General features: G+C 60.2%; 19 protein-coding genes. 5 read left to right on the top strand and 14 right to left on the bottom strand.

The window, feature by feature from the left end:
• Positions 1-80: 80 nt before the first annotated feature.
• The 12 genes from POF45_RS17280 to POF45_RS17335 all read right to left on the bottom strand — a co-directional run bounded on the left by POF45_RS17280 (position 81) and on the right by POF45_RS17335 (position 12453).
• Entirely contained in the window at positions 81-710 is a 630-nt protein-coding gene (locus POF45_RS17280) for a class I SAM-dependent methyltransferase (RefSeq protein ID WP_282316231.1), read from the bottom strand.
• Positions 711-898: 188 nt separating this feature from the next.
• Positions 899-1543: a methionine ABC transporter permease gene (locus POF45_RS17285; RefSeq protein WP_259498200.1), complete on the bottom strand. Its 645-nt coding sequence runs from the start codon at positions 1541-1543 to the stop codon at positions 899-901.
• Positions 1533-2654 carry a methionine ABC transporter ATP-binding protein gene (locus tag POF45_RS17290; protein ID WP_259498202.1) on the bottom strand — a complete coding sequence of 374 codons (1122 nt, stop codon included), beginning with the start codon at positions 2652-2654 and terminating at the stop codon, positions 1533-1535. Before POF45_RS17290 ends, POF45_RS17285 begins: the two co-directional genes overlap by 11 nt.
• 2 nt (positions 2655-2656) lie before the next feature.
• On the bottom strand, positions 2657-3466 hold the full coding sequence (locus POF45_RS17295) for a MetQ/NlpA family ABC transporter substrate-binding protein (protein ID WP_282316232.1): 810 nt from the start codon (positions 3464-3466) through the stop codon (positions 2657-2659).
• A gap of 163 nt (positions 3467-3629) precedes the next feature.
• The gene (locus tag POF45_RS17300) at positions 3630-4997 is read right to left on the bottom strand and encodes an LLM class flavin-dependent oxidoreductase (protein WP_282316233.1); all 1368 of its coding nucleotides are present in this window, start codon (positions 4995-4997) and stop codon (positions 3630-3632) included.
• A complete protein-coding gene (locus POF45_RS17305; protein WP_259498207.1) occupies positions 4997-6190 on the bottom strand; it encodes an SfnB family sulfur acquisition oxidoreductase in 1194 nt (397 codons plus the stop codon). Before POF45_RS17305 ends, POF45_RS17300 begins: the two co-directional genes overlap by 1 nt.
• A gap of 24 nt (positions 6191-6214) precedes the next feature.
• Positions 6215-7456 carry an SfnB family sulfur acquisition oxidoreductase gene (locus POF45_RS17310; protein WP_282316234.1) on the bottom strand — a complete coding sequence of 414 codons (1242 nt, stop codon included), beginning with the start codon at positions 7454-7456 and terminating at the stop codon, positions 6215-6217.
• A 272-nt stretch (positions 7457-7728) separates the two neighbouring features.
• On the bottom strand, positions 7729-8493 hold the full coding sequence (locus tag POF45_RS17315; RefSeq protein ID WP_282316235.1) for a hypothetical protein: 765 nt from the start codon (positions 8491-8493) through the stop codon (positions 7729-7731).
• A 484-nt stretch (positions 8494-8977) separates the two neighbouring features.
• The gene (gene tcyN, locus POF45_RS17320) at positions 8978-9733 is read right to left on the bottom strand and encodes an L-cystine ABC transporter ATP-binding protein TcyN (protein WP_259498211.1); all 756 of its coding nucleotides are present in this window, start codon (positions 9731-9733) and stop codon (positions 8978-8980) included.
• A gap of 4 nt (positions 9734-9737) precedes the next feature.
• On the bottom strand, positions 9738-10403 hold the full coding sequence (gene tcyL / locus POF45_RS17325; RefSeq protein ID WP_282316236.1) for a cystine ABC transporter permease: 666 nt from the start codon (positions 10401-10403) through the stop codon (positions 9738-9740).
• Positions 10403-11203, bottom strand: a complete 801-nt coding sequence (gene tcyJ, locus POF45_RS17330; RefSeq protein ID WP_259498214.1) for a cystine ABC transporter substrate-binding protein — start codon at positions 11201-11203, stop codon at positions 10403-10405. Before tcyJ ends, tcyL begins: the two co-directional genes overlap by 1 nt.
• 257 nt (positions 11204-11460) lie before the next feature.
• Entirely contained in the window at positions 11461-12453 is a 993-nt protein-coding gene (locus POF45_RS17335) for a D-cysteine desulfhydrase (RefSeq protein WP_282316237.1), read from the bottom strand.
• Between the two features lie 190 nt (positions 12454-12643).
• On the opposite strand from POF45_RS17335, the gene epsC reads away from it, so the two are divergent.
• Positions 12644-13570: a serine O-acetyltransferase EpsC gene (epsC, locus tag POF45_RS17340; protein ID WP_259498217.1), complete on the top strand. Its 927-nt coding sequence runs from the start codon at positions 12644-12646 to the stop codon at positions 13568-13570.
• A gap of 409 nt (positions 13571-13979) precedes the next feature.
• Positions 13980-15941: a choline transporter BetT gene (betT, locus tag POF45_RS17345; RefSeq protein ID WP_259503072.1), complete on the top strand. Its 1962-nt coding sequence runs from the start codon at positions 13980-13982 to the stop codon at positions 15939-15941.
• Between the two features lie 14 nt (positions 15942-15955).
• Here the strand turns inward: betT and POF45_RS17350 are convergent, their stop codons facing one another.
• A complete protein-coding gene (locus tag POF45_RS17350) occupies positions 15956-16213 on the bottom strand; it encodes a hypothetical protein (protein ID WP_259498219.1) in 258 nt (85 codons plus the stop codon).
• 476 nt (positions 16214-16689) lie between these two features.
• Between POF45_RS17350 and POF45_RS17355 the strand changes: the two genes are divergently transcribed.
• Together POF45_RS17355 and POF45_RS17360 are read left to right on the top strand one after the other, a co-directional pair.
• A complete protein-coding gene (locus tag POF45_RS17355) occupies positions 16690-16872 on the top strand; it encodes a type II toxin-antitoxin system HicA family toxin (protein WP_282316238.1) in 183 nt (60 codons plus the stop codon).
• Entirely contained in the window at positions 16869-17333 is a 465-nt protein-coding gene (locus tag POF45_RS17360) for a type II toxin-antitoxin system HicB family antitoxin (protein ID WP_409077911.1), read from the top strand. The genes POF45_RS17355 and POF45_RS17360 overlap by 4 nt, the downstream gene beginning before the upstream one ends.
• 141 nt (positions 17334-17474) lie before the next feature.
• Here POF45_RS17360 and POF45_RS17365 read toward each other — a convergent pair whose 3' ends face one another.
• Entirely contained in the window at positions 17475-18515 is a 1041-nt protein-coding gene (locus tag POF45_RS17365) for a LacI family DNA-binding transcriptional regulator (RefSeq protein WP_282316239.1), read from the bottom strand.
• A 206-nt stretch (positions 18516-18721) separates the two neighbouring features.
• Between POF45_RS17365 and POF45_RS17370 the strand changes: the two genes are divergently transcribed.
• The gene (locus POF45_RS17370; protein WP_282316240.1) at positions 18722-20947 is read left to right on the top strand and encodes a TonB-dependent receptor; all 2226 of its coding nucleotides are present in this window, start codon (positions 18722-18724) and stop codon (positions 20945-20947) included.
• Position 20948 lies beyond the last annotated feature (1 nt).

The raw sequence follows: 20948 nt of genomic DNA on the forward strand, positions 1-20948 counted from the left end.
GCTCCCACATTTGACCGAGGCGTTCAGGCGAACGCGGTCTACTGTGGGAGCGGGCTTGCCCGCGATGGCGTCTGAACTGACTAAACAGATCTACGCCAGACACTCGCCAACCAGGGCTGCTGCTCCCGAGGCAATCCTGCCGGCCGGTAATAATGCTCCAGCTCCACAAACCCGGCTTCGGTCAGCAGACCCTGCCAGGCCTGCAAATCGTGATACGCGCCGAACCGATGCCCATTCCAGCCCTCGCGGTTATCGCCTCGGGGATTGGAACTGAACAACACCCCGCCCGGTTTCAACGCCCCGTGCAGTTGCTTCAACACCCGCGGCAATTCCTGCAACGGAATATGAAACAGCACCGCATTGGCAAAAATCCCGTCGAAGCGCTCGGCCGGCAAATCCAGTTGCAGAAAGTCCTGCTGCCAGACCTCACAGCCACTGTCTTCACGCGCCATCAGCGCAAACTTTTCCGAACCATCAAGGCCGACGGCGACATGGCCCATGCGTGTGAACGTCTGCAAATCGCGCCCCGGTCCGCAGCCGAAGTCGAGAATGTCGAATGGCGCCTCACCCCGAATATGTCGCAGCAGCGCGTCGATGTTCTGGCTGACATCATGATCGCGAGTGCCTTCGCGAAAACTCTCGGCCACCTGGTTGTAGTTGCCCAGGGTGGTGGCGGTGATCTGGTGGAGGTCGTCGGGGGTGTGTTTCATGGTGGGCTGCGCAGGCGATTGGGGTTTGCCGAATATACGCCATGAGGCGGGTAGCCGCTTCGCAGCCATTCGCGAGCAGGCTCGCCCCACAGTTGAGCGCATTTCAATGTGGGAGCGAGCCTGCTGGCGAAGGCGGTATCACTGGCAGCCGATGACTCAGCGCGGTCCGGGAACAGACAAGCGCCCGCTCAACGCTTGTTCAACCCCCGAGCCAGCCGATCCCCACCCAACTGGATAATCGCCACCAACACCACCAGCAACACAATCACCGTCAACATGATCTGGCTGTCAAAGCGCTGATATCCATACCGATAAGCAATGTCCCCCAGCCCGCCAGCACCAATCGCCCCGGCCATGGCCGACGAGTTGATCATCGTCACCAGCGTTATGGTGAACCCGCCGACGATCCCCGGCAGCGCCTCGGGCAACAGCACGTGCCAGACGATGTGCCAGCGTCGGCAACCCATCGCCTGCGCCGCTTCGATCAGTCCGTGATCGACCTCGCGCAAACTGACTTCGGCGATGCGCGCAAAGAACGGTGTGGCAGCGATGGTCAGCGGTACTACCGCCGCCCAAACGCCATACGTGGTACCGACGATCAACCGGGTAAACGGAATCAGCGCCACCATCAGAATCAGAAACGGAATCGAGCGAAACAGGTTCACGAACGCGCCCAGTGCGCGGTTCAGCGCCGGTGCTTCATAGATCCCGCCTTTGGAGCTGGTGACCAGAATCACTGCCAGCGGAATCCCCGCCAGCAGCGCGATCAGCGATGACACGCCGACCATCAGGAAGGTGTCGATAAAACCCTGCCACAAGCGATCAAGCCACATAGCCCAGCACCTCCGTCTGTTGTGCCCATTGAGCCGCTTGTTGGCGCAGTTTTTCGGCGTCGAGGTGCGAGCCGGTCACCGCCAATAACAGTTGCCCGAGCGCATGCCCCTGGATCCGTTCCACACCACCTTGCAACAGACGCACACGGCCACCGAGGGCGGCGAACAGTGCGGCCAGATCCGGCTCATCCGTGGCGCTACCGGTGAATTGCAAACGCAGTACCACGGCGGCGTCCGAAGACTCCGGCTGCGCGCGCAGACGGCTTTGCAGTTCTTGCGGCAAGGCGTGTTGCAGCGGCGCGAGCAGGGTCTTGCTGACCTCGTGCTGCGGGTTGCCGAACACTTCCCACACCGGTCCCTGCTCGACAACGGCGCCATGTTCCAGCACCACCACGCGGTCGCAGATATCGCGGATCACCGCCATCTCATGGGTGATCAGCACGATGGTCAGGCCCAGGCGCCGGTTGATTTCGCGTAACAGGCCGAGAATCGATTGCGTGGTTTCTGGATCGAGCGCGGAGGTGGCCTCGTCGCACAGCAGAATCTCGGGGTCATGCACCAGCGCCCGGGCGATGCCAACGCGTTGTTTCTGACCACCGGACAGCTGCGCCGGATACGCCTTGTGCTTGCCTTCCAGGCCCACCAGCTCCAGCAGTTCACGGACTTTGCGCTCGCGCTGTTCCTTGGGCACGCCGGCCACTTTCAGCGGTAGCTCGACGTTCTGCCACACGGTCTTGGCCGACATCAGGTTGAAGTGCTGGAAAATCATGCCGATGCGCCGACGCAGGGCCACCAGGCGGTCTTCATCGAACTCGCCGATGTCGACCTGATCGATCAGCACCCGGCCTGTACTTGGTTGCTCCAGGCGGTTGATGGTGCGGATCAGCGACGACTTGCCGGCACCGCTGCGGCCGATGATGCCAAACACTTCACCACGCTGGATCGCCAGGTCGATACCGTGCAGTGCCGCCACTGGACCTTGCTGACCGTTGTAGGTTTTACCCAGGCCGATGAAGCGCACGTGGGCACGATTGAGCTCTGGATGCAGTTCAGTCTGTCGAGCATTTTGTGGCTCTGGAATCTCCAGTCGCCGTTGGATCGCGGCAGTCATTTTCAGCTTTCCCAACCAGCTTGATAGAGCTTGCCGTGGGCTTTATCCAGCGCGGCGCGAACCACCGGTGAATGCTGGTAGATATCGACGAATTTGATCAGGCGCGGGTCGGTTTTGCTCTTGGGCTGGATCACGAACTGAATCACGTATTCCTTGTGATCAAGGCCGTCGAACAGCAGGGCCGAGCCGGCATCGAAGGTCTTCGACAGGCGGATGTAGGCCGGGTAGCCCTGGACCAGATCGGCGTCGTCGTAGGCGCGAACCAATTGCACCGCTTCGACCTGAAGTATCTTGATTTTTTTCGGGTTGGCGACGATGTCGTCTTCGGTGGCTTTGTAGCCGACGCCGGGTTTAAGCGTGATCAGCCCGGCCTTGGCCAGCAGTTGCAGACCACGCCCGCTGTTGATCGGGTCGTTGGCGATGGCGACGGTGGCGCCTTGTGGCAGCGCGTCGAAGCTTTTGTATTTTTTCGAGTAGAGACCGACATTGTTGATGATCCCCGGTGCGAACGGCACCAGGTTGAAACCGGCGGCGGCATTGGCGTTTTCCAGGAATGGGATGTGCTGGAAATAGTTCACGTCGATGTCGCCGGCGGCGAGGCTGACGTTGGGCGCGATCCAGTCGCTGAACTCCACCAACTCGACGCTCAGGCCTTGTTTCTTGGCTTCTTCGACGGCGGCCTCCAGCGGGATGGCGAAGGCGGCGGTGGTGCCGACTTTCAGCGGCGCGTCGGCGGCGAAGGTCATGGAACTGAAGAGGCCGAGGGCCAGGGCCAGTGCTTTGACTGGGAGAGAAAGGCAGTGCTTGGTCATGATGGTTTTCCAGTCAATAGAGGGGTTGTGGCGAGGGAGCTTGCTCCCGCTGGGCTGCGCGGCAGCCCCAAAGCCATTCAATGAGGTGTGTCAGTTGCAACCGTATTGCCGGTGTTGCGACTGCTGCGCAGTCGAGCGCGAGCAAACTCCCTCGCCACAGGGGTTAGCGTCTGAAAGTGGAACCAGTATGTTGCTCAGGCAAATGCGCCTCGCCCTGAAACAGCTTCTCGCGCAGGCTGCCGGTGTCGTAAGCGGTCTTGTACGACCCGCGACGCTGCAGCTCAGGAATCACCCATTCAATAAAATCCACATAGCTTTCCGGGGTGACGATCCGGGTCAGGTTGAAGCCATCAAGGCCCGTCTCGTTGATCCACGACTCCAGTTCATCCGCCACCTGTTCGGGTGAGCCGACCACCGTGATGTAGCGGCCACCAAGGGCGTGCTGTTCCAGCAATTTGCGTCGGGTCCAGTCGTTGTTTTGCAAGTTTTTGGTGGCCGACTGAATCGCGTTGTTCTTCACGTACTGGATCGGTTCGTCGAGTTCGTATTCGGAAAAATCGATTCCGGTGGACGCCGAGAAATGCGCCACGCCGGCTTCGGCGCTGGCATAGCTCAGGTACTCGGCATGCTTGGCCCAGGCCGCTTCTTCGGTGGCGCCGACGATCACGTTCAAGCCCATGAACACCTTGATGTCCTCGGGGTTGCGTCCCGCTTGCACGGCGCTGGCGCGGACCTTGTCCACTTGCACCCTGGTCGCCGGTTTGTTCTGGCCGCTGATGAACACGCACTCGGCGTGGCGCCCGGCGAACAGCAAACCGCGATCTGAACTGCCGGCCTGGAACAGCACCGGCGTGCGCTGTGGTGACGGCTCGCAGAGGTGATAACCCTCGACCTGATAGAACTCGCCCTTGTGCTCGACCTTGTGTACTTTTTCCGGCTGCGCGTAGATCCGTTTTTTCGGGTCGTTGAGGACCGCGCCGTTTTCCCAGCTGCCTTCCCAGAGTTTGTAGAGCACTTCCAGATACTCGTCGGCCTGATCGTAGCGGCGGTCGTGTTCGACCTGTTCGCTCAGGCCCATGGCCTTGGCGGCGCTGTCGAGGTAGCCGGTGACGATGTTCCAGCCGACCCGGCCACGGCTCAGGTGATCGAGCGTGGACAGGCGCCGGGCGAACAGATAGGGCGGCTCGTAGGTGAGGTTGGCGGTGAGGCCGAAGCCCAGGTTTTTCGTCACCGCCGCCATGGCTGACACCAGCAGCAGCGGGTCGTTGACCGGTAGCTGTATCGACTCTTTCAGCGGTACATCCACCGAGTTCTGATAGACGTCGTACACGCCGACGATGTCGGCGATGAACAGCCCGTCGAACAACCCGCGCTCCAGCAACTGTGCCAGTTCGGTCCAGTATTCGATGGTTTTGTATTGGGTGGAATTGTCCCGTGGGTGTGTCCACAGGCCATGGTTGATGTGCCCGATGCAGTTCATGTTGAACGCGTTGAGCAGAATTTTCTTTTTCGGTTTTACGGGCGTCGCCATCAGATGGTCCCCCGCAGTGGCGGGTGTTCGTCGTTGAGGTAGTAATTGCCCACGGCGTGGTACTTCCAGCGCACCGGGTCGTGCAGGGTGTGCACCCGGGCGTTGCGCCAGTGGCGGTCCAGGCCGTGTTCGGCCAGGGTCGCCTGGCTGCCGGCCAGTTCGAACAGCGTGCTGCCGGCGGCCAGGGAAATCTCGGTGCTGATGGCGCGGGCTTCGGCGACGGCAATCGAGGCGGCAGCGACGGTCTCGGCGTTCATGTCGGCCTGGGCCCGGTCGACGAATTCGCCGGAGCGCTCCAACAGTGCTTCGGTGGCGTGCAGCCGGATAGCCAGGTGGCCGAAGCTCTTGATGGTCAGCGGGTCTTCGGTGGCCTTGTCGTTGCCAGAGTCGATCCACGGCCGGGTTTTGGTGCGCACGAAATGCAGGGCATCTTCATAGGCTGCGCGGGCGATTCCAGTGTCGATGGCGGCGTGGAGAATCTGCGCCAGCGGGCCGACAGTGGTCGGGCGCTCGAACGCACTTTGGAACGGGAGCACATCTTCGGCGGCGACGTAGACGTCTTCAAACACCACCGAGCCGCTGCCGGTGGTGCGCTGGCCGAAGCCGCTCCAGTCGTCGATGACGGTCAGGCCTTTTGTATTACGTGGTACGAAGGCGAGTTGTTGAACGCCGTTTTCATCGACCACCGTGGTCGGAATGCGTTGTGCGTAAATCGCGCCGGTGGCGTAGAACTTGCGACCATTGATGCGATAACCGTCACCGTCGCGGGTCAGGCTGGTGACGCGGTCGTGGGCGGTTTTGGTGCCCAGTTCCGCCAGCGCGTTGCCGAAGCGTTCACCGGCCAGCACTTCGGCGTAGAGGCGTTTTTTCTGTGCTTCAGTGCCATTCACGCGCAGCACTTCGAGGGCGTAGAAATGGTTCTGTGGAATCTGCCCGAGAGAACCATCGGCCTGGGCGATCAGGGCGATGACTTTGGCCAGGGTGACGTTGGAAACACCGGCGCCGCCGTATTCTTTCGGCACGCTGATGCCCCAGAGGCCCGAGCGGGAAAACACTTCCAGTTCCGGCAGTGGCAAACGGCGTTCGCGGTCACGCAGGGCGCTGTCGCGTTTGAAGTCGTCGGCCAGGTCACTGGCGACGATCAGGGCTTGCTCATCGCTGGTTATGACCGCGACGTGGTGAGAAATTGTCATGTGTTTCTCCAGTGGTCTGGTCGGTCAGATCCAGGAATGCCGGGCCGGCAAAGTGCCGTTGAGGTGATAGGTGCCTACCGCGTGATATTTCCAGCGAACGGGGTCGTGCAGGGTGTGCACGCGGGCGTTGCGCCAGTGGCGGTCGAGGTTGAATTCGGCGAGGGTGGCGCGGCTGCCGGCCAGTTCGAAAAGCTTTTCGCTGGCCAGCAGTGAGATCTCGGTGGTGAGCACTTTGGCTTCGGCCACGGCGATGGAGGCGCGGGCAGCGGAGTCGACGGTGATCGGCACGGCGCTGACCTGATCCAGCACTTGCCCGGCTTTGCGCAACAGGGCTTCGGCGGCGTGCAGTTCGATTTTCAGTTTGCCGATGTCGGCGATCACATACAGGTCGTCGCTGGCCCGTTCGACCTTGGCGTCGATCCATGGCCGGGCGCGGGTTTTGACGAACTCGATGGCGTCGTCGATGGCGCCCCGGGCGATGCCGGCGTCGATGGCGGCTTGAATCAGTTGCGAGGCGGCACCTTGAATGTTCGGGCTGTCGTTGATCTTCCAGTTTTCGACCACCAGTTCGGCGTCGACCCGCACGTTGTTGAGCAAAATGGTGCCACTGGCGGTGGTGCGCTGGCCGAAACCCGACCAGTCGTCAACGATGCGCAAGCCTGGCGTGCCGCGACGAACGAAGGCCAGCACTTGCTTGCCGTCGTCGTTCAGTGCCTTGACCGCGACCCAGTGCGCGAACAGTGCGCCGGTGGAATAAAACTTCTGGCCGTTGATGACATAGCCGTCGCCGTCGGCGGTAATCCGAGCCTTGAGTTCCAGGGTGTTTTTGGTGCCGCGCTCCGGCCCCGCGTTACCGATGCGCCAGCCTTCGAGCACGCTTTTGAACAGCTGCTTTTTCTGCGCTTCGGTGGCGCTGCCGAGGATCAGTTGGAGAATGCCGAACTGGTTCTGCGGGATCTGTCCGAGTGCCGGGTCGGCTGCGGAAATGATCGCGAACACATCGGCGACGGTGACGAACGAAACCTGCGGGCCACCGTACTCGCGAGGGATGGCAATGCTGCCCAGGCCGCTGCGGGTGAACTGTTCGATTTCCGACCACGGCAGCTTGCGCTGCTGGTCACGTTTGGCGGCTTGCAGGCGGGCGGTTTGCGCCAGCTCGTGGGCGGCCTTGATGGCTTGCGCGTCGTTGCGCAATACCTGTGCGGGCAACAATAACGGGGCGATATCCAGATCACTCTGGATGGTTGCTTCTGCCAGACTGGACATCAGTGCCGCTCCTTGGCTGCACGCAATGCCCTGGCGATTTGCACTGGGGTGATTGTGTTCCGGACCATACCTACCTCACATCTCATGAAAACGCCGCGATGATGGCGGCGAACGAAAAACAAGAATGTCCGGTGGTCCGGTGCATATACCCTAAACGCGTGGAAATATTTAATAAACTAACTTCTAGGAATATGCATAGAAGGCATTGGGCTGGATGCAATCGCTGTGGGAGCGAGCTTGCTCCCACAGGTTTTGGGCCGCCCTGAAGAACCTCAATTTCTGCGAGATTCAGCTGCCTTCAGCTCCTCCCTCAACGGCAGCTTCAGATAAGGATTGGCGCAGCCGATCTTCAGCATCCTCGGCGGCGCCCAGCGTGAGTTGTTGCCCACTCGATCAAGGATGCAATACGTCACTTCCAGTCGCAGGTCTTCGCCGGCTTCGAGGATGATCGCCGGGGGCACCCACACGTGGATCGGCTGCCCGATGTCCTCGGCCTTGAGCAACGGCAGGTCCATGCGCACATCACCCCAGCGCAGGGTGATTTCGTCGTCGACGGCCATGTTCAGGTACGGCTCGATGGTCAGTGGTACGCCGCGTTTGATCTGATTCGGATTGACCCCTTGGCGCGCAATGGTTTCGGGAATATTGACCGGTGCAAGGCCCTGGTTTTCATCGCCGGACAGGGCCGATGGCTGGCCGCCGGGGCAGTCGAGTTTGATCTGCACGCGTGCGGTGGCCGACAGCGCTGGCCCTTGCCCGACCTGCATGACCCGGTAATGCACCCGTGAGGTGCCGTTGGCCACAAAGCTTTCCGGCACGCGCAACTGCACGGAGCTGCCGATATCCACCGGGGTCAGGGTTCGGGACGCGACGTAGCAGCTGTCCCAATACAGCTCGATCAGGTCGCCTTCATCCATGCCGGGGTAGGGCGCGACCTCGATCAGCAGGTGGGCAGCCGAGGTGATGTTGACGCCGCTCTTGTGAGATTGCGCCAGGAACGGCGCTACCAGTTCGGGTTTGTTCGAGGTACTTTTCATGGAGTCTCCTTGAAGTCTTGCAACGAAGTCCGTTTCTGGAAAATCAAAAAACGTGAATTCCGAACAGCAAAACTGTTCATTACTTTGAATTGAAATAATGAGTGAGCGTGTTGAATAGGGCTTGGCAGTGACTAGATAAGAGTGCGCGCGAATAAGTGTCAATAGAGCGAGTTAGTTAAACGCAGGAATAAGTGTTATTCAGAAAGTTCCTACGCGCTGAAGTTAATAAACCCCGTGGCTCTGGCGAATATGCCCGCAGAAATACCGGTTTTGTGCGCGGCGTGGCCGATAACATTGCTCCGGAGACGATCGAGAGGCCGGTGGGCTTCATGGCAGCTAACGTGTTGCAGGACATATATATGTACCGCCAGCGCTCACAAAAAGTTGTATAGGCTGTGTGTACATTTAAATAGTTGTGGTGAGGTTTTATACAAGGAGGGTGGCACTTCCATCCGTGGAAGTTAACCGGTGTTGCACGGGTATTTTAGTTGTGCGTGTTATTCAGGAACTTGCTCAGAAATTGTCGTGTCCGTTCTTCTTTCGGGTTGGCAAACAGTGCCTTGGATTCGCCTTGCTCGACGATCACGCCCTTGTCGAAAAACACCACGCGGTTGGCCACGTCCCGGGCAAAGCCCATTTCGTGAGTGACAATGACCATGGTGCGTTTCTCCTCGGCCAGGCTGCGAATGGTCGCCAGCACTTCACCCACCAGCTCCGGGTCGAGAGCCGATGTCGGTTCGTCGAACAGGATCACTTCCGGTTCCATCGCCAGCGCCCGGGCAATCGCCACGCGCTGTTGCTGACCGCCCGAGAGGCGCCGTGGGTAGGCGTCTTCCTTGCCTGCCAGGCCAACCCTGGCCAGCAGTTTCTTGCCCAGGGCAACGGCGTCGGCGTGCGGGATTTTCTTCACGACGATCGGGCCTTCGATGACGTTTTCCAGGGCCGTGCGATGGGGGAACAGATTGAAGTTCTGGAACACGAAACCCACGTGCTGGCGCAAACGACGCACCAGGCTCTGCTGCTGGTTCAGCGGGCGGCTGGTATCGATCTCGATGTCGCCGACCTTGATCCGGCCGCTGGTGGGGGCTTCAAGGAAGTTCAGGCAGCGCAGGAAGGTGGTCTTGCCCGAGCCACTGGGGCCGATGATTGCAACCACCTCGCCTTCCTTGACCTCCAGATCGATGCCGTTGAGCACCACTTGACCCTTGAACTGCTTTGTCAGTTTTTCCACGACAATCATGGGGTCAGGACTCCTGGTCATGCCGATTGACCCGCTCTTCCAACTTGTTCTGCAGGTGCGAAAGCACCGTGGCCAGAATCCAGTAGATCAGCGCGGCGGCGAGATACATGGTGAAGACTTCGAAAGTCCGGGCGGTGATCAATTGCGCCTGGCGGAACAGTTCCGGCACCTGGATGGTGGCGGCCAGCGCGGTGTCCTTGACCAGCGAAATGAAGCTGTTGCCCAGCGGCGGCAGGGCTGTGCGCATCGCTTGCGGCAGGATGGCCCGGCGCAGGGTCTGCGCGCGGGTCATGCCGATACTGGCGGCAGCTTCCCATTGACCGCGCTCGATGGAGCTGATGGCGGCGCGCAGGATTTCGCAGGCGTAGGCGGCCATGTTCAGCGAGAAGCCGATCAGGGCCGCTGGCAGCGGGTCAAGTTCGATGCCCAATTGCGGCAAGCCGTAATAGATCACGAACAGTTGCACCAGCAACGGCGTGCCACGAAAGAACGACACGTAGATGCGGGCCAGCCAGCTGACCGATTTGAACCGCGACAGGCGCATCAACGCCAGACCGAAGCCCATCACCAGGCCGAAGAACATCCCGCCCAGGCTCAAGATGACCGTGTAGTACGCGCCCTTCAGCAGGAAGGGCGCGGAGTCCAGTGCGAGTTGGAAAGCTTCTTCCATTATTGGGTGACGTCAGCTTGGAAGTATTTTTCCGAGATCTTGGCCAGTGTGCCGTCGGCACGCAGCTCGTCGAGGGCCTTGTTCAGCGCAGCCAGCAGTTCTGGCTCACCTTTACGCAGGGCAATGCCGGACTCCTGGCGGGAGAATGCCTGGCCGGCAGCTGTGGTTTTTGGTGCTTTCTTGGCGTATTCAAGCGCCGCCAGACGGTCGATCAGGATGGCATCGGTACGGCCATTGTTCAGATCGGCGAACTTGGTCGGATCATCGTCGTAGGTGCGCACATCGGCACCCGGCACATTGGCTCTGACCCACTGTTCGTAGTTGGTGCCAAGGCCTACACCGACTTTCTTGCCGGACAGGTCTGCGGCTGTCTTGATGTTCAGCGCGGCTTCCTTGCTCTTGAGCACCAGCGCCTGAATCCCGGAGATGGTGTACGGCTCGGAGAAGTCATACTTCTTCTTGCGTTCGTCGGAGATGGTCACCTGGTTGATCACTACGTCCAGGCGCTTTGATTCCAGAGCCGCGAGGATGCCGTCCCACTTGGTTGGCTGAATCTTGGCCTTGACGCCCAACTTTTGGGCCAGGGCTTCGGAGAGCTCGACTTCGAAGCCGGACAGTTTACCGTCGGCATCGACGAAGCTGAACGGCGGATAAGTGCCTTCCAGGCCGACGTTGATCACGCCTGCGTCCTTGATTTTTTGCAGCTGCTCACCGGCAACCGCATGCCCCATCAGACCGGCGCTCAGCGCCAGGCCCAGCGAACCGACCAGCAGGTTGCGACGTAGTGCGGAAAAATTCATGACAAGCCCCTGTGTTTTCTTATGGAAGACGCTTTAGGAATGTTGGCAAATTCGGGATTTGAACGACTGCAATATCCTGCCTCAAAGCAGCTTATGCGTCTCGCAGCAAATTCGCCTGCGGCGCGACTATATGATGGTGTTGTTAGATAGGAAAATACTTAATAATCTTTTTGTTATTCTTTTGTGGAATATGCGTGCAGCGCAGCCCCTGTGGTGAGGGGCTAAATCCCCTCACCACAAAGATCGACGCCTCCAGCTCAGAACGCCGTGTTATACGCAAACAACGCCGGCGCCCCACCGGTGTGCAGGAAGATGATCGGCCCATCCTCGAAACGCCCGCGGCCAATCCCGTCGAGCAACCCGGCCATGGCCTTGCCAGTGTAGACCGGGTCCAGCAGCAGGCCTTCCTGACTCGCCAGCAGCTTCACCGCGGCCAGCGTTCCGGCATTCGGTTCGCCATAGCGCGGGGCGAAATACTCGTCCCACAGTTCAATCTTGAAACTCGTCGGCAGGCTGACGCCCAACAACTCGGCAGTGCGCTGCGCCAAACCCTCAACCTTCGGCCGCTGATCTTCGTCACTGCGCGACACCGTCACACCGATCACCGGTAATTGCGGCAGCGCTTCGCTCAAGGCCAGCGCCAGGCCGCTGTGAGTGCCAGCGCTGCCTGATGCCAGCACCACAGCGGCAAATTGCAGGCCGGTGTCCTTGATCTGCTCGGCCAGTTCCAGACCCGCTCGTACATAACCCAAAGCGCCCAAGGCGTTGGAACCACCGATCGGCACCAGGTACGGCTTCTTGCCGTTGCTGCGCAGACGTGCGGCCAGGGCTTGCAGTTGTTCGTCGGCGTTGTCCAGATTCTCGACCAGTTCGACCTTGGCATCGAACAGGTCCAGTAACAGGCGGTTGCCGTTGCCGATGTAGTTGGCATCGTCGGTGCCAATCGGATTCTCCAGCAGCGCCACGCAGCCCAGCCCCAGCTTCGCGGCCAGCGCAGCGGTCTGGCGGACGTGGTTGGATTGCAGAGCGCCCGCCGTGATCAACGTGTCGGCGCCTTGGGACAACGCATCTGCCGCCAGGTACTCAAGTTTGCGCAGCTTGTTGCCGCCCATGGCCAGTGGGGTCAGGTCATCGCGTTTGACGTACACGTCGCGGCCCAGCCAGTTCGACAGGCGCTCGAGCTTTTCCAGGGCGGTCGGGTGGCTGAGCAGGTCGAGACGATTAAAGCGGGCAAGCTGTTGTTTGATCATGGGTCCGTACTGGCGGGGAAAGATGTCAGGACTATAGGCACGGCTATATGCGCGGGCAACCGCCAATTGCTTATAGCCAAATGTTCTTTGAACAGCACTATTGGTTCTTAATTTTGCCTCGCTGGCATGCCGTAAAGTGATCGCCATAAAAGCGGCCAGACAGTCCGGTCGCCTGTGAGGAGTTTTTACCGTGAGTGAGCGTTCCAGCCATTGGCAATTGCAGACCATCGTCAGCCAGTTGCGCACCGCGCGTGATCAGTGGCGTACCCAGAATGGCCGGGCCAGCGGTGAGCAGGGCGGTCGCGAGTTGCCGTCCCGCGCGGCCATGGCGGACATCCTGGAAGCGTTGTGTGGCGCGTTGTTTCCGATGCGACTGGGGCCGGTGGATCTGCGCGAGGAGAGTGAAGACTTCTACGTCGGCCACACCCTCGACGTGGCGTTGAACGCCTTGCTGGCTCAGGCGCGCCTGGAATTGCGCTACGTCGCCCGCCACAGCGCCCAGGCCGACAACGAGGTCGAGGCTCGTGCGATCCAGATCATCCAGGACTTTGCCCTGGCCTTGCCGGGGCTGCGCAGCCTGCTGGACACCGACGTGCTGGCCGCTTATCACGGCGACCCGGCGGCGCGCAGCGTTGATGAAGTGCTGCTGTGCTATCCGGGGATTCTGGCGGTGATTCACCATCGTCTGGCGCACCATTTGTACCGCGCAGGTTTGCCATTGCTGGCGCGGATCAGCGCAGAAATCGCGCACTCGGCCACCGGTATCGACATTCACCCCGGCGCGCAGATCGGCCGCAGCTTTTTTATCGATCACGGGACGGGCGTGGTGATAGGCGAAACCGCGATCATCGGCGAGCGAGTGCGGATCTACCAGGCAGTGACACTCGGCGCCAAGCGTTTCCCGGCGGACGAAGACGGCCAGTTGCAGAAGGGCCATCCGCGGCATCCGATTGTCGAGGACGATGTGGTGATTTATGCCGGGGCGACGATTCTGGGGCGGATCACCATTGGCCAGGGCTCGACCATTGGTGGCAACGTCTGGTTGACCCGCAGCGTGCCGGCGGGGTGCAACCTGACACAGGCGAACTTGCAGCATGATGACGGGACGCAGAAATGAATTCCCGGATCTCGGCTGACTGAGCCGGCCTCTTCGCGAGCAGGCTCGCTCCCACAGGGGATTTGTGAGCGCCACTGATCCAATGTGGCAGCGAGCCTGCTCGCGAACGATTTCAAGCCAAACCGCAATAATGGCATTTAGCTAATTCTTCACTGAACGAATGCGCCAAACCCCGCGTCATACCCTTCCTTGAGCTAGCGTAGGAAAACTACCGCCGAGCCATGCGATTAGTCCTCAGAGCCCATCCATGTTTAACTTGAACGTTCATTCAAGTTAAACCGCCGGTTTGCTGCCCGCTCACAACAGGAGGCTTGCCTTTGCCGAGTCCGTTACTGAAAGCCATGTTCCACCCCCTCGAGGTGCGCGTTTCATGAGTGCATCGTCCACCCCCGCAAGCGGCCAGGTCCGCATGAACCCGCCGGTGTTCTACTTCGCCGCGACCTTCATCCTGCTGTTCGGCATCGTTGTCATTGCCATGCCGAAACAGGCCGGCGCCTGGCTACTGGAAGCGCAAAACTGGGCGGCCAACACGGTCGGCTGGTACTACATGCTCGCGATGACCCTGTATCTGGTCTTCGTGGTGGTCACCGCCTTGTCCGGCTACGGCAAGATCAAGCTCGGTGCCGACCACGACGAGCCCGAATTCAGTTACCTGTCATGGGCCGGCATGCTGTTCGCCGCCGGGATCAGCATCACGCTGTTTTTCTTTTGCGTGTCCGAACCGCTGACCCACATGCTGCAACCGCCGCAAGGCACGGCCGGCACGCCCGAAGCGGCGCGCCAGGCGATGCAGATTCTGTTTCTGCATTGGGGCCTGCACGGCTGGGGCGTGTTCGCCTTCGTCGGCATGGCGCTGGCTTACTTCGCCTACCGGCATAACCTGCCGCTGGCCTTGCGTTCGGCGCTGTACCCGCTGATCGGCAAACGGATCAACGGTCCCATCGGTTACGCGGTGGATGGCTTCGGCATCATCGCCACGGTGTTCGGTCTGGGTGCCGACATGGGTTTCGGTGTGTTGCACCTTAATTCGGGCCTGGATTACCTGCTCGGCATCCCCCACACCCAGTGGATTCAGGTCGGCCTGATCACATTGATGATGGGCGCGGCGATTCTTGTGGCGGTATCGGGCGTCGATAAAGGCGTGCGGGTGATGTCCGACATCAACATGCTGCTGGCCTGTGCGCTGCTGCTGTTCGTGTTGTTCGCCGGCCCCACGCAGCACCTGCTCAACACCCTGATCCAGAACATCGGTGACTACCTCGGCGCCTTGCCGATGAAGAGTTTCGATCTGTACGCCTATGACAAACCCAGCGACTGGCTGGGCGGCTGGACGGTGTTCTATTGGGCCTGGTGGATTGCATGGTCGCCGTTCGTGGGCCTGTTCATCGCACGGATTTCCCGTGGCCGGACCATCCGCGAATTCGTTTTCGGCGTGCTGTTGATTCCGTTGGGTTTCACCCTGGCGTGGATGTCGATCTTCGGCAACAGCGCCATCGATCAGGTGCTCAACCACGGCATGAGCGCGCTGGGCATGTCGGCCATCGACAACCCGTCGATGACCCTCTATTTGCTGCTGGAAACGTATCCGTGGAGCAAAACCGTCATCGCCGTGACGGTGTTCATCAGCTTCGTGTTCTTCGTCACCTCCGCCGACTCCGGCACCGTGGTGCTTTCGACGCTGTCGGCCAAGGGTGGCAACCCAGACGAAGACGGGCCGAAATGGCTGCGGGTGTTCTGGGGCGCAATGACTGCACTGGTGACCAGTGCGCTGCTGTTCTCCGGCAGCATCGATGCGCTGAAGTCGGCGGTGGTGCTGACGTCGTTGCCGTTCTCGATGATTTTGCTGTTGATGATGTGGGGACTGCACAAGGCGTTCTATCTGGAGTCGCAGAAGCAGATTGCGCAGTTGCACTCCCTGGCGCCGGTGTCCGGGTCGCGACGTGGCAAGGGCGGCTGGCGTCAGCGCTTGAGTCAGGCGGTGCATTTCCCGTCACGCGATGAGGTGTATCGCTTCCTCGATACGACGGTACGCCCGGCGATTGAGGAAGTGACGGCGGTGTTCGTCGAGAAGGGCCTGAATGTCGTCACGCAACCGGACCCGGTCAATGACAGCGTCAGCCTGGAAATCGGCCATGGCGAGGAGCATCCGTTCATCTATCAGGTGCAGATGCGCGGCTATTTCACGCCGTCGTTCGCCCGTGGCGGCATGGGTTCCAAGCAGCTCAACAACCGCCGCTACTACCGGGCCGAGGTGCTTCTGGCCGAGGGCAGTCAGGACTATGATCTGGTGGGCTACACCAAGGAACAGATCATCAACGACATCCTCGATCAGTACGAACGGCACATGCAGTTCTTGCACTTGGTGCGTTGATCGAAGAGCGGCGTTCAGGTGTTGCTCAGCGTCATGAACAACACCAGCGCCGCCACCGGCACGCCGAACACGACACTGCCGACCACCAGTTCCGAACTCACGGGCTGGCCGGCAGTGACCACGCCGATAGCGCCATTGATCACCGTCAGTGCCAGCCACAGGACCACGAAGCTGTAGGTCAGGGTCTGGCGGCTGAAGCCGATTCGTTCGCCGATGTACAGCATCAGCGCGAGCAGGACCAGGCCGAAGAAGATGATGATTGTTGTGTGCATGGTGTGGTCCGCCCCTTTTGATTTGTGTTGCCTGTCAGGCCGCTTTCGCGAGCAGGCTCGCTCCCACATGGATCAGTGGCATTCAAGAATTCCCCGTGGGAGCGAGCCTGCTCGCGAAGGCGTCACTGCAGTCTCTGCTCAAGCAAATCATCAATACCAATGCGCACGCTCCGAAACATCCCGCATCTGCGCCGCACCATAGCCGACGTTATCCCTCACCCTTTCCTATCGAGCATAGGCGTCGCTGCGCGCCATGTCCGCTGATTTGCCGGCACAGTCGACACCTGTCGTCACGGCTCCGGTGTTTGTAGATTGGTTGGAGGAGGTGGCTGCGGGAGCCCAGTAGCCGCTGGTCAGGGAGGATGAATAGGTGCAGCGCCTATCGGCTAATATTTATCTGAGTGTGTATGGTGTGTATTAAGGTCGTGCCATTGAGCCTAGAGTAATTCGCTCTTGCTGTTGAAAGGGCGACGGAAATGCGAAGTCGGGAAATGATCAGGATGATCGAGCACGATGGTTGGTATCTGGTGGCAGTGAAAGGCAGCCACCATCAATATAAGCATTCGTTCAAATCAGGCAGGGTGACGATCAAGCACCCTGACTCGGATCTTCCCAAAGGGACGATCAACGGCATATTGAAACAGGCGGGCCTGAAATGAACCCCGTCATTGGATTGCAAAGTCCCGATAAGGACACATCACTGGAAGGATTCAATCAAATGAAATTCCCGGTCGTTCTGCACAAGGATGCCGACTCAGAGTACGGAGTGATTATCCCGGATGTGCCGGGTTGCTTCTCTGCGGGCGCTACTGTGTCCCAGGCATTTGAAAGCGTGAAAGAAGCATTGGCGCTGCATTACGAAGGTCTGGTAGCCGACGGCGACCCTCTGCCTCAGGTTCAAGAGATTGACGCCCACCTCGATAATCCTGATTACGCGGGCGGTGTGTGGGGAGTGGTTGAGTTCGATATCACGCCTTACTTCGGCAAATCGGTTCGGTTCAACGCCACGTTGCCTGAGCAACTGCTTGAGCGAATAGATCAGACCGTGAGGCGGGATCAGCGTTACAGCTCAAGATCCGGCTTTCTGGCGGCCGCAGCGCTGCGTGAATTATCTGCCTGACTCAATCCCCCTGTGGGAGCGACGGTGCGACGATTCGACCTGCTCGCCAAGGCGGTGTGTCAGTAAACAGAGATGTTGGATGTTAAGGCTTCTTCGCGAGCAGGTCGCACCGCTGCTCCCACAGTTTTTTGTGCAATACCGTCAGGTGCTTTCCCGCTCAATCACCCGGCATTCCAGCAGATTCAAGCGCTGCACCTCATTCTCCACCGCCAGCACGCCGAGGCTTTCCAGCACCCGCTTCGCCGCCAGCACGCCGATCTCCAGCGCCGGTGGCTTGATGGTGCTCAAGCTCGGCAGCAACATCTCGGCGAACGGGTAATCGCCAAACCCCAGCACGGCGCAGTCCTCCGGTATTTTGATCCCGGCGCGTTGCCCGGCCAATAACCCGCCCGCCGCGAGGTTGTCGTTGGCGAAGATAATTGCGTCGGGGCGGGGCGAAGCGTTCATCAGCGCTTCCATTGCCTGCTTGCCGGCCTCGAACGGTGGGCGATCCGCATCCGGTGCGAACACCCTGGGTTTCAGACCCAGCTCCCGCAGCGTCGCCAGATAGCCGTCGCGACGCTCCAGCGCACTGAAATCCCCCGGCGCGCTGTTCTGCACAAAGGCAATGCGCCGATAGCCTTTGCCATGCAGATACCGTGCAGCCGCTACACCCACTTCAATGTGCGAAAAGCCGATCTGCAGCGGCTCGCGCTCGGGTTGGTAATCCCAGGTTTCAATCACCGGAATATCTGCTTCGGCGATCATCTTTTCCGTCGCCGCGCTATGGAAGTGACTGGTCAGCACCAACGCTGCCGGTGACCAGCCGAGGAATGCGCGCACCGCACTTTCTTCCTGTTCGGCGCTGAAGTAACTCGACGCCAGCAACAGCTGATAACCATGGCGACTGAGGGTGTCGCTGAAGCCCTGAATGGTATTGGCGAAGATCGGCCCGGAGATGTTCGGAATCACCATGCCGACGATCTTCCCGCGTGCCGACGCCAACCCACCGGCCACCAGGTTCGGCACGTAGCCCAGTTCGGCAACCACCGCCGCAATGCGTTCGCGGCGCTCAGGAGAAACCTGCTCCGGCTGATTGAAATAACGCGACACGGTAATCGCCGAAACCTCGGCCTGCCGGGCCACGGTATTCAATGTTACGCGCCCGGCGCCACGGCGTTTTCGGGGTTTTTCTTCGCTCAAGGTCAGGTCCTTCTTAAAAACCAAAACGCATATAAAAGTAATTTTTCAGTATTGGACGGTCTATGTCGCGCTTGCCGATACTGTCGATGTTAGCGCTAACAAAGCGTTCTGTCTGCTACTCGCTCGAGCGAATGCCCCAGACACATTCACAGGCGTTGTCGACGTAGAACGGCAGCGGTTCAGGGCAATTTTCGAGCGGGCAGAGCATGCACAAGATTTCCGGGGATTCACAAACACTGGCGCAATCGATTCGCGCTGCGAGCTGGCTGATCGCCGGGCTGGCGGCGCTGCCGTTGTCGAACGCGACGGCGGCCGACAGCAGTGATCAGGAGCCGACCCTCAAACCCGTCACAGTGACCGCCACTCGCCGCGAAGAGTCGCTGCAGAAAGTCCCGGTGGCCGTGTCGGTGATTGATGGCGAGCAGCTTGAACGCGATAACCGCAACGGCGTGGCGAGCATTGTCCAGCAAGTGCCGTCGCTGAACTTCCGTACCGGTGCCTCGAACAAGGACACGTCGTTGTTCGTCCGTGGCGTCGGCACCATTTCCACCTCGCCGGGCGTCGAGCCGACCGTGGCCACGGTGATCGACGGCGTGGTCTATGCCCGTCCGGGGCAGGCGACCCTCGACCTGCTGGACCTGGAGCGCGTCGAGGTCTTGCGCGGCCCGCAAGGCACACTGTTCGGCAAGAACGCGTCGGCGGGCGTGCTGAACATCACCAGCAAGGAACCGACCAACGAGACCCACGGCTACATCGATCAGTCCTACTACAGCGGCAACGAAAGCCGCACCCAATTCGGCCTCGGTGGCAGCCTGATTCCGGGCACGCTCAAGGGCTCGATCACCACGCTGTTCGGCAGCTACGACGGTAATGTCGACAACAAATACAACGGTCAGGAAGTGAATGGCTATAACCACAAAGGCGTGCGCGGCAAACTGGAATTCACGCCCAATGACGATATCAAACTCACGCTGATCGCCGACTACATGCAGTCCCACGACGACGCCCCCAACGGCGTGGTCAGCCAGTCCCTGACGCCGGCCTTCGCCAATGCGCTGAACCCGGTGCGCGGCGCCAGCGACAACCGAGACATCAACACCGAGACCCGTACCCACGTCGACGACATCAACAAAGGCTTGTCCGCCCAGCTCGACTGGAACCTCGGCGATTACACCCTGACCTCGATCACTGCGTGGCGCGGTTGGGACAACACCCAATATCAGGACGGCGACCGCCTCTCTACCGTGACCGCCGCATTCCCCGGCACTGCCGACAAGGGCGATCTGACGTTCGATCAGTACTCGCAAGAGCTGCGGCTGGCCTCGCCCAAAGGCGAATTCCTCGAATACGTCGGCGGCCTGTTCTACATGCACGGCAAGGACCAGGAAACCTATCAACGCACCCTGACCGCCCCCACCAGCGTCAACCGTGGCGTCGCCGATTACGGCACCACCAGCGACAGCTATGCGGTGTTCGGTGAAAACACGCTGAACTTCACGTCGAACTTTCGCGGCATCGCCGGTCTGCGCTGGACCCATGACGAGCTGGAGTACGATCACCAACGTGTTTCCACGTCAGCCATCACCGTCAGCGGCATCCAGCCGGGCACCGGCAGTTCCGGCTCGGTGGATGAGGATGGCTGGTCTGGGCGGCTCGGCGTGCAGTACGACCTGAGCGATACGATCACCACTTACCTGACCTACTCGCGCGGTTACAAAGGGCCGGCCTACAACGTGTTCTTCAACATGCAGCCGCGAGACACCGAGGCGCTGAAACCGGAGACGTCCAACACCTGGGAAGCCGGCATCAAGGCCACGAGCTGGAACAATCGTCTGACCACCAACCTGGCGGTTTTCCACAGCGATTACGACAACTACCAGGCGAACTTCTTCGACACTGTCGCCGGGCAAGTCGTGACCCGCTTGATCAACGCTGGCAGTGTCAGCACCGAAGGCGTCGAACTCGATTACGCGCTGCAAGCCACCCAACAACTGAAGTTCTCCGGCGCCCTGGCCTATACCCGCGCGCGGATCGACGAATTCGCCTGCCCGGTGGGCGCGGCGGCGTCGTGCAACGTCGATGGCAAGCCACTGCCGTTCAGCCCGGACTGGAAAAGCTACATGCGTGCCGACTACACCATCGCGCTGGACAACGGCCTGGATATCGAACTGGGCACCGACTACAGCTGGCAGAGCGAAGTGCAGTACGACATCAGCCAGAACGCCGACACCAAACAAGGCGCCTACGGCATCTGGAATGCCAGCGTGGCATTGGCCGATTACAGCAACGGCTGGCGCGTGGCATTGCTGGGCAAGAACCTCGCCGACAAGTCCTATTCACCGCTGTTGGCCAGCGGCGGCAACTATATCTACCGCGCCGTGCCACGGGACGACGAGCGCTACTTCGGTGTGCAACTGCGCAAGGACTTCTGAC

It is taken from the genome of Pseudomonas fungipugnans (genome assembly GCF_029955235.1).
GTDB classification, from domain to species: Bacteria; Pseudomonadota; Gammaproteobacteria; order Pseudomonadales; family Pseudomonadaceae; genus Aquipseudomonas; species Aquipseudomonas fungipugnans.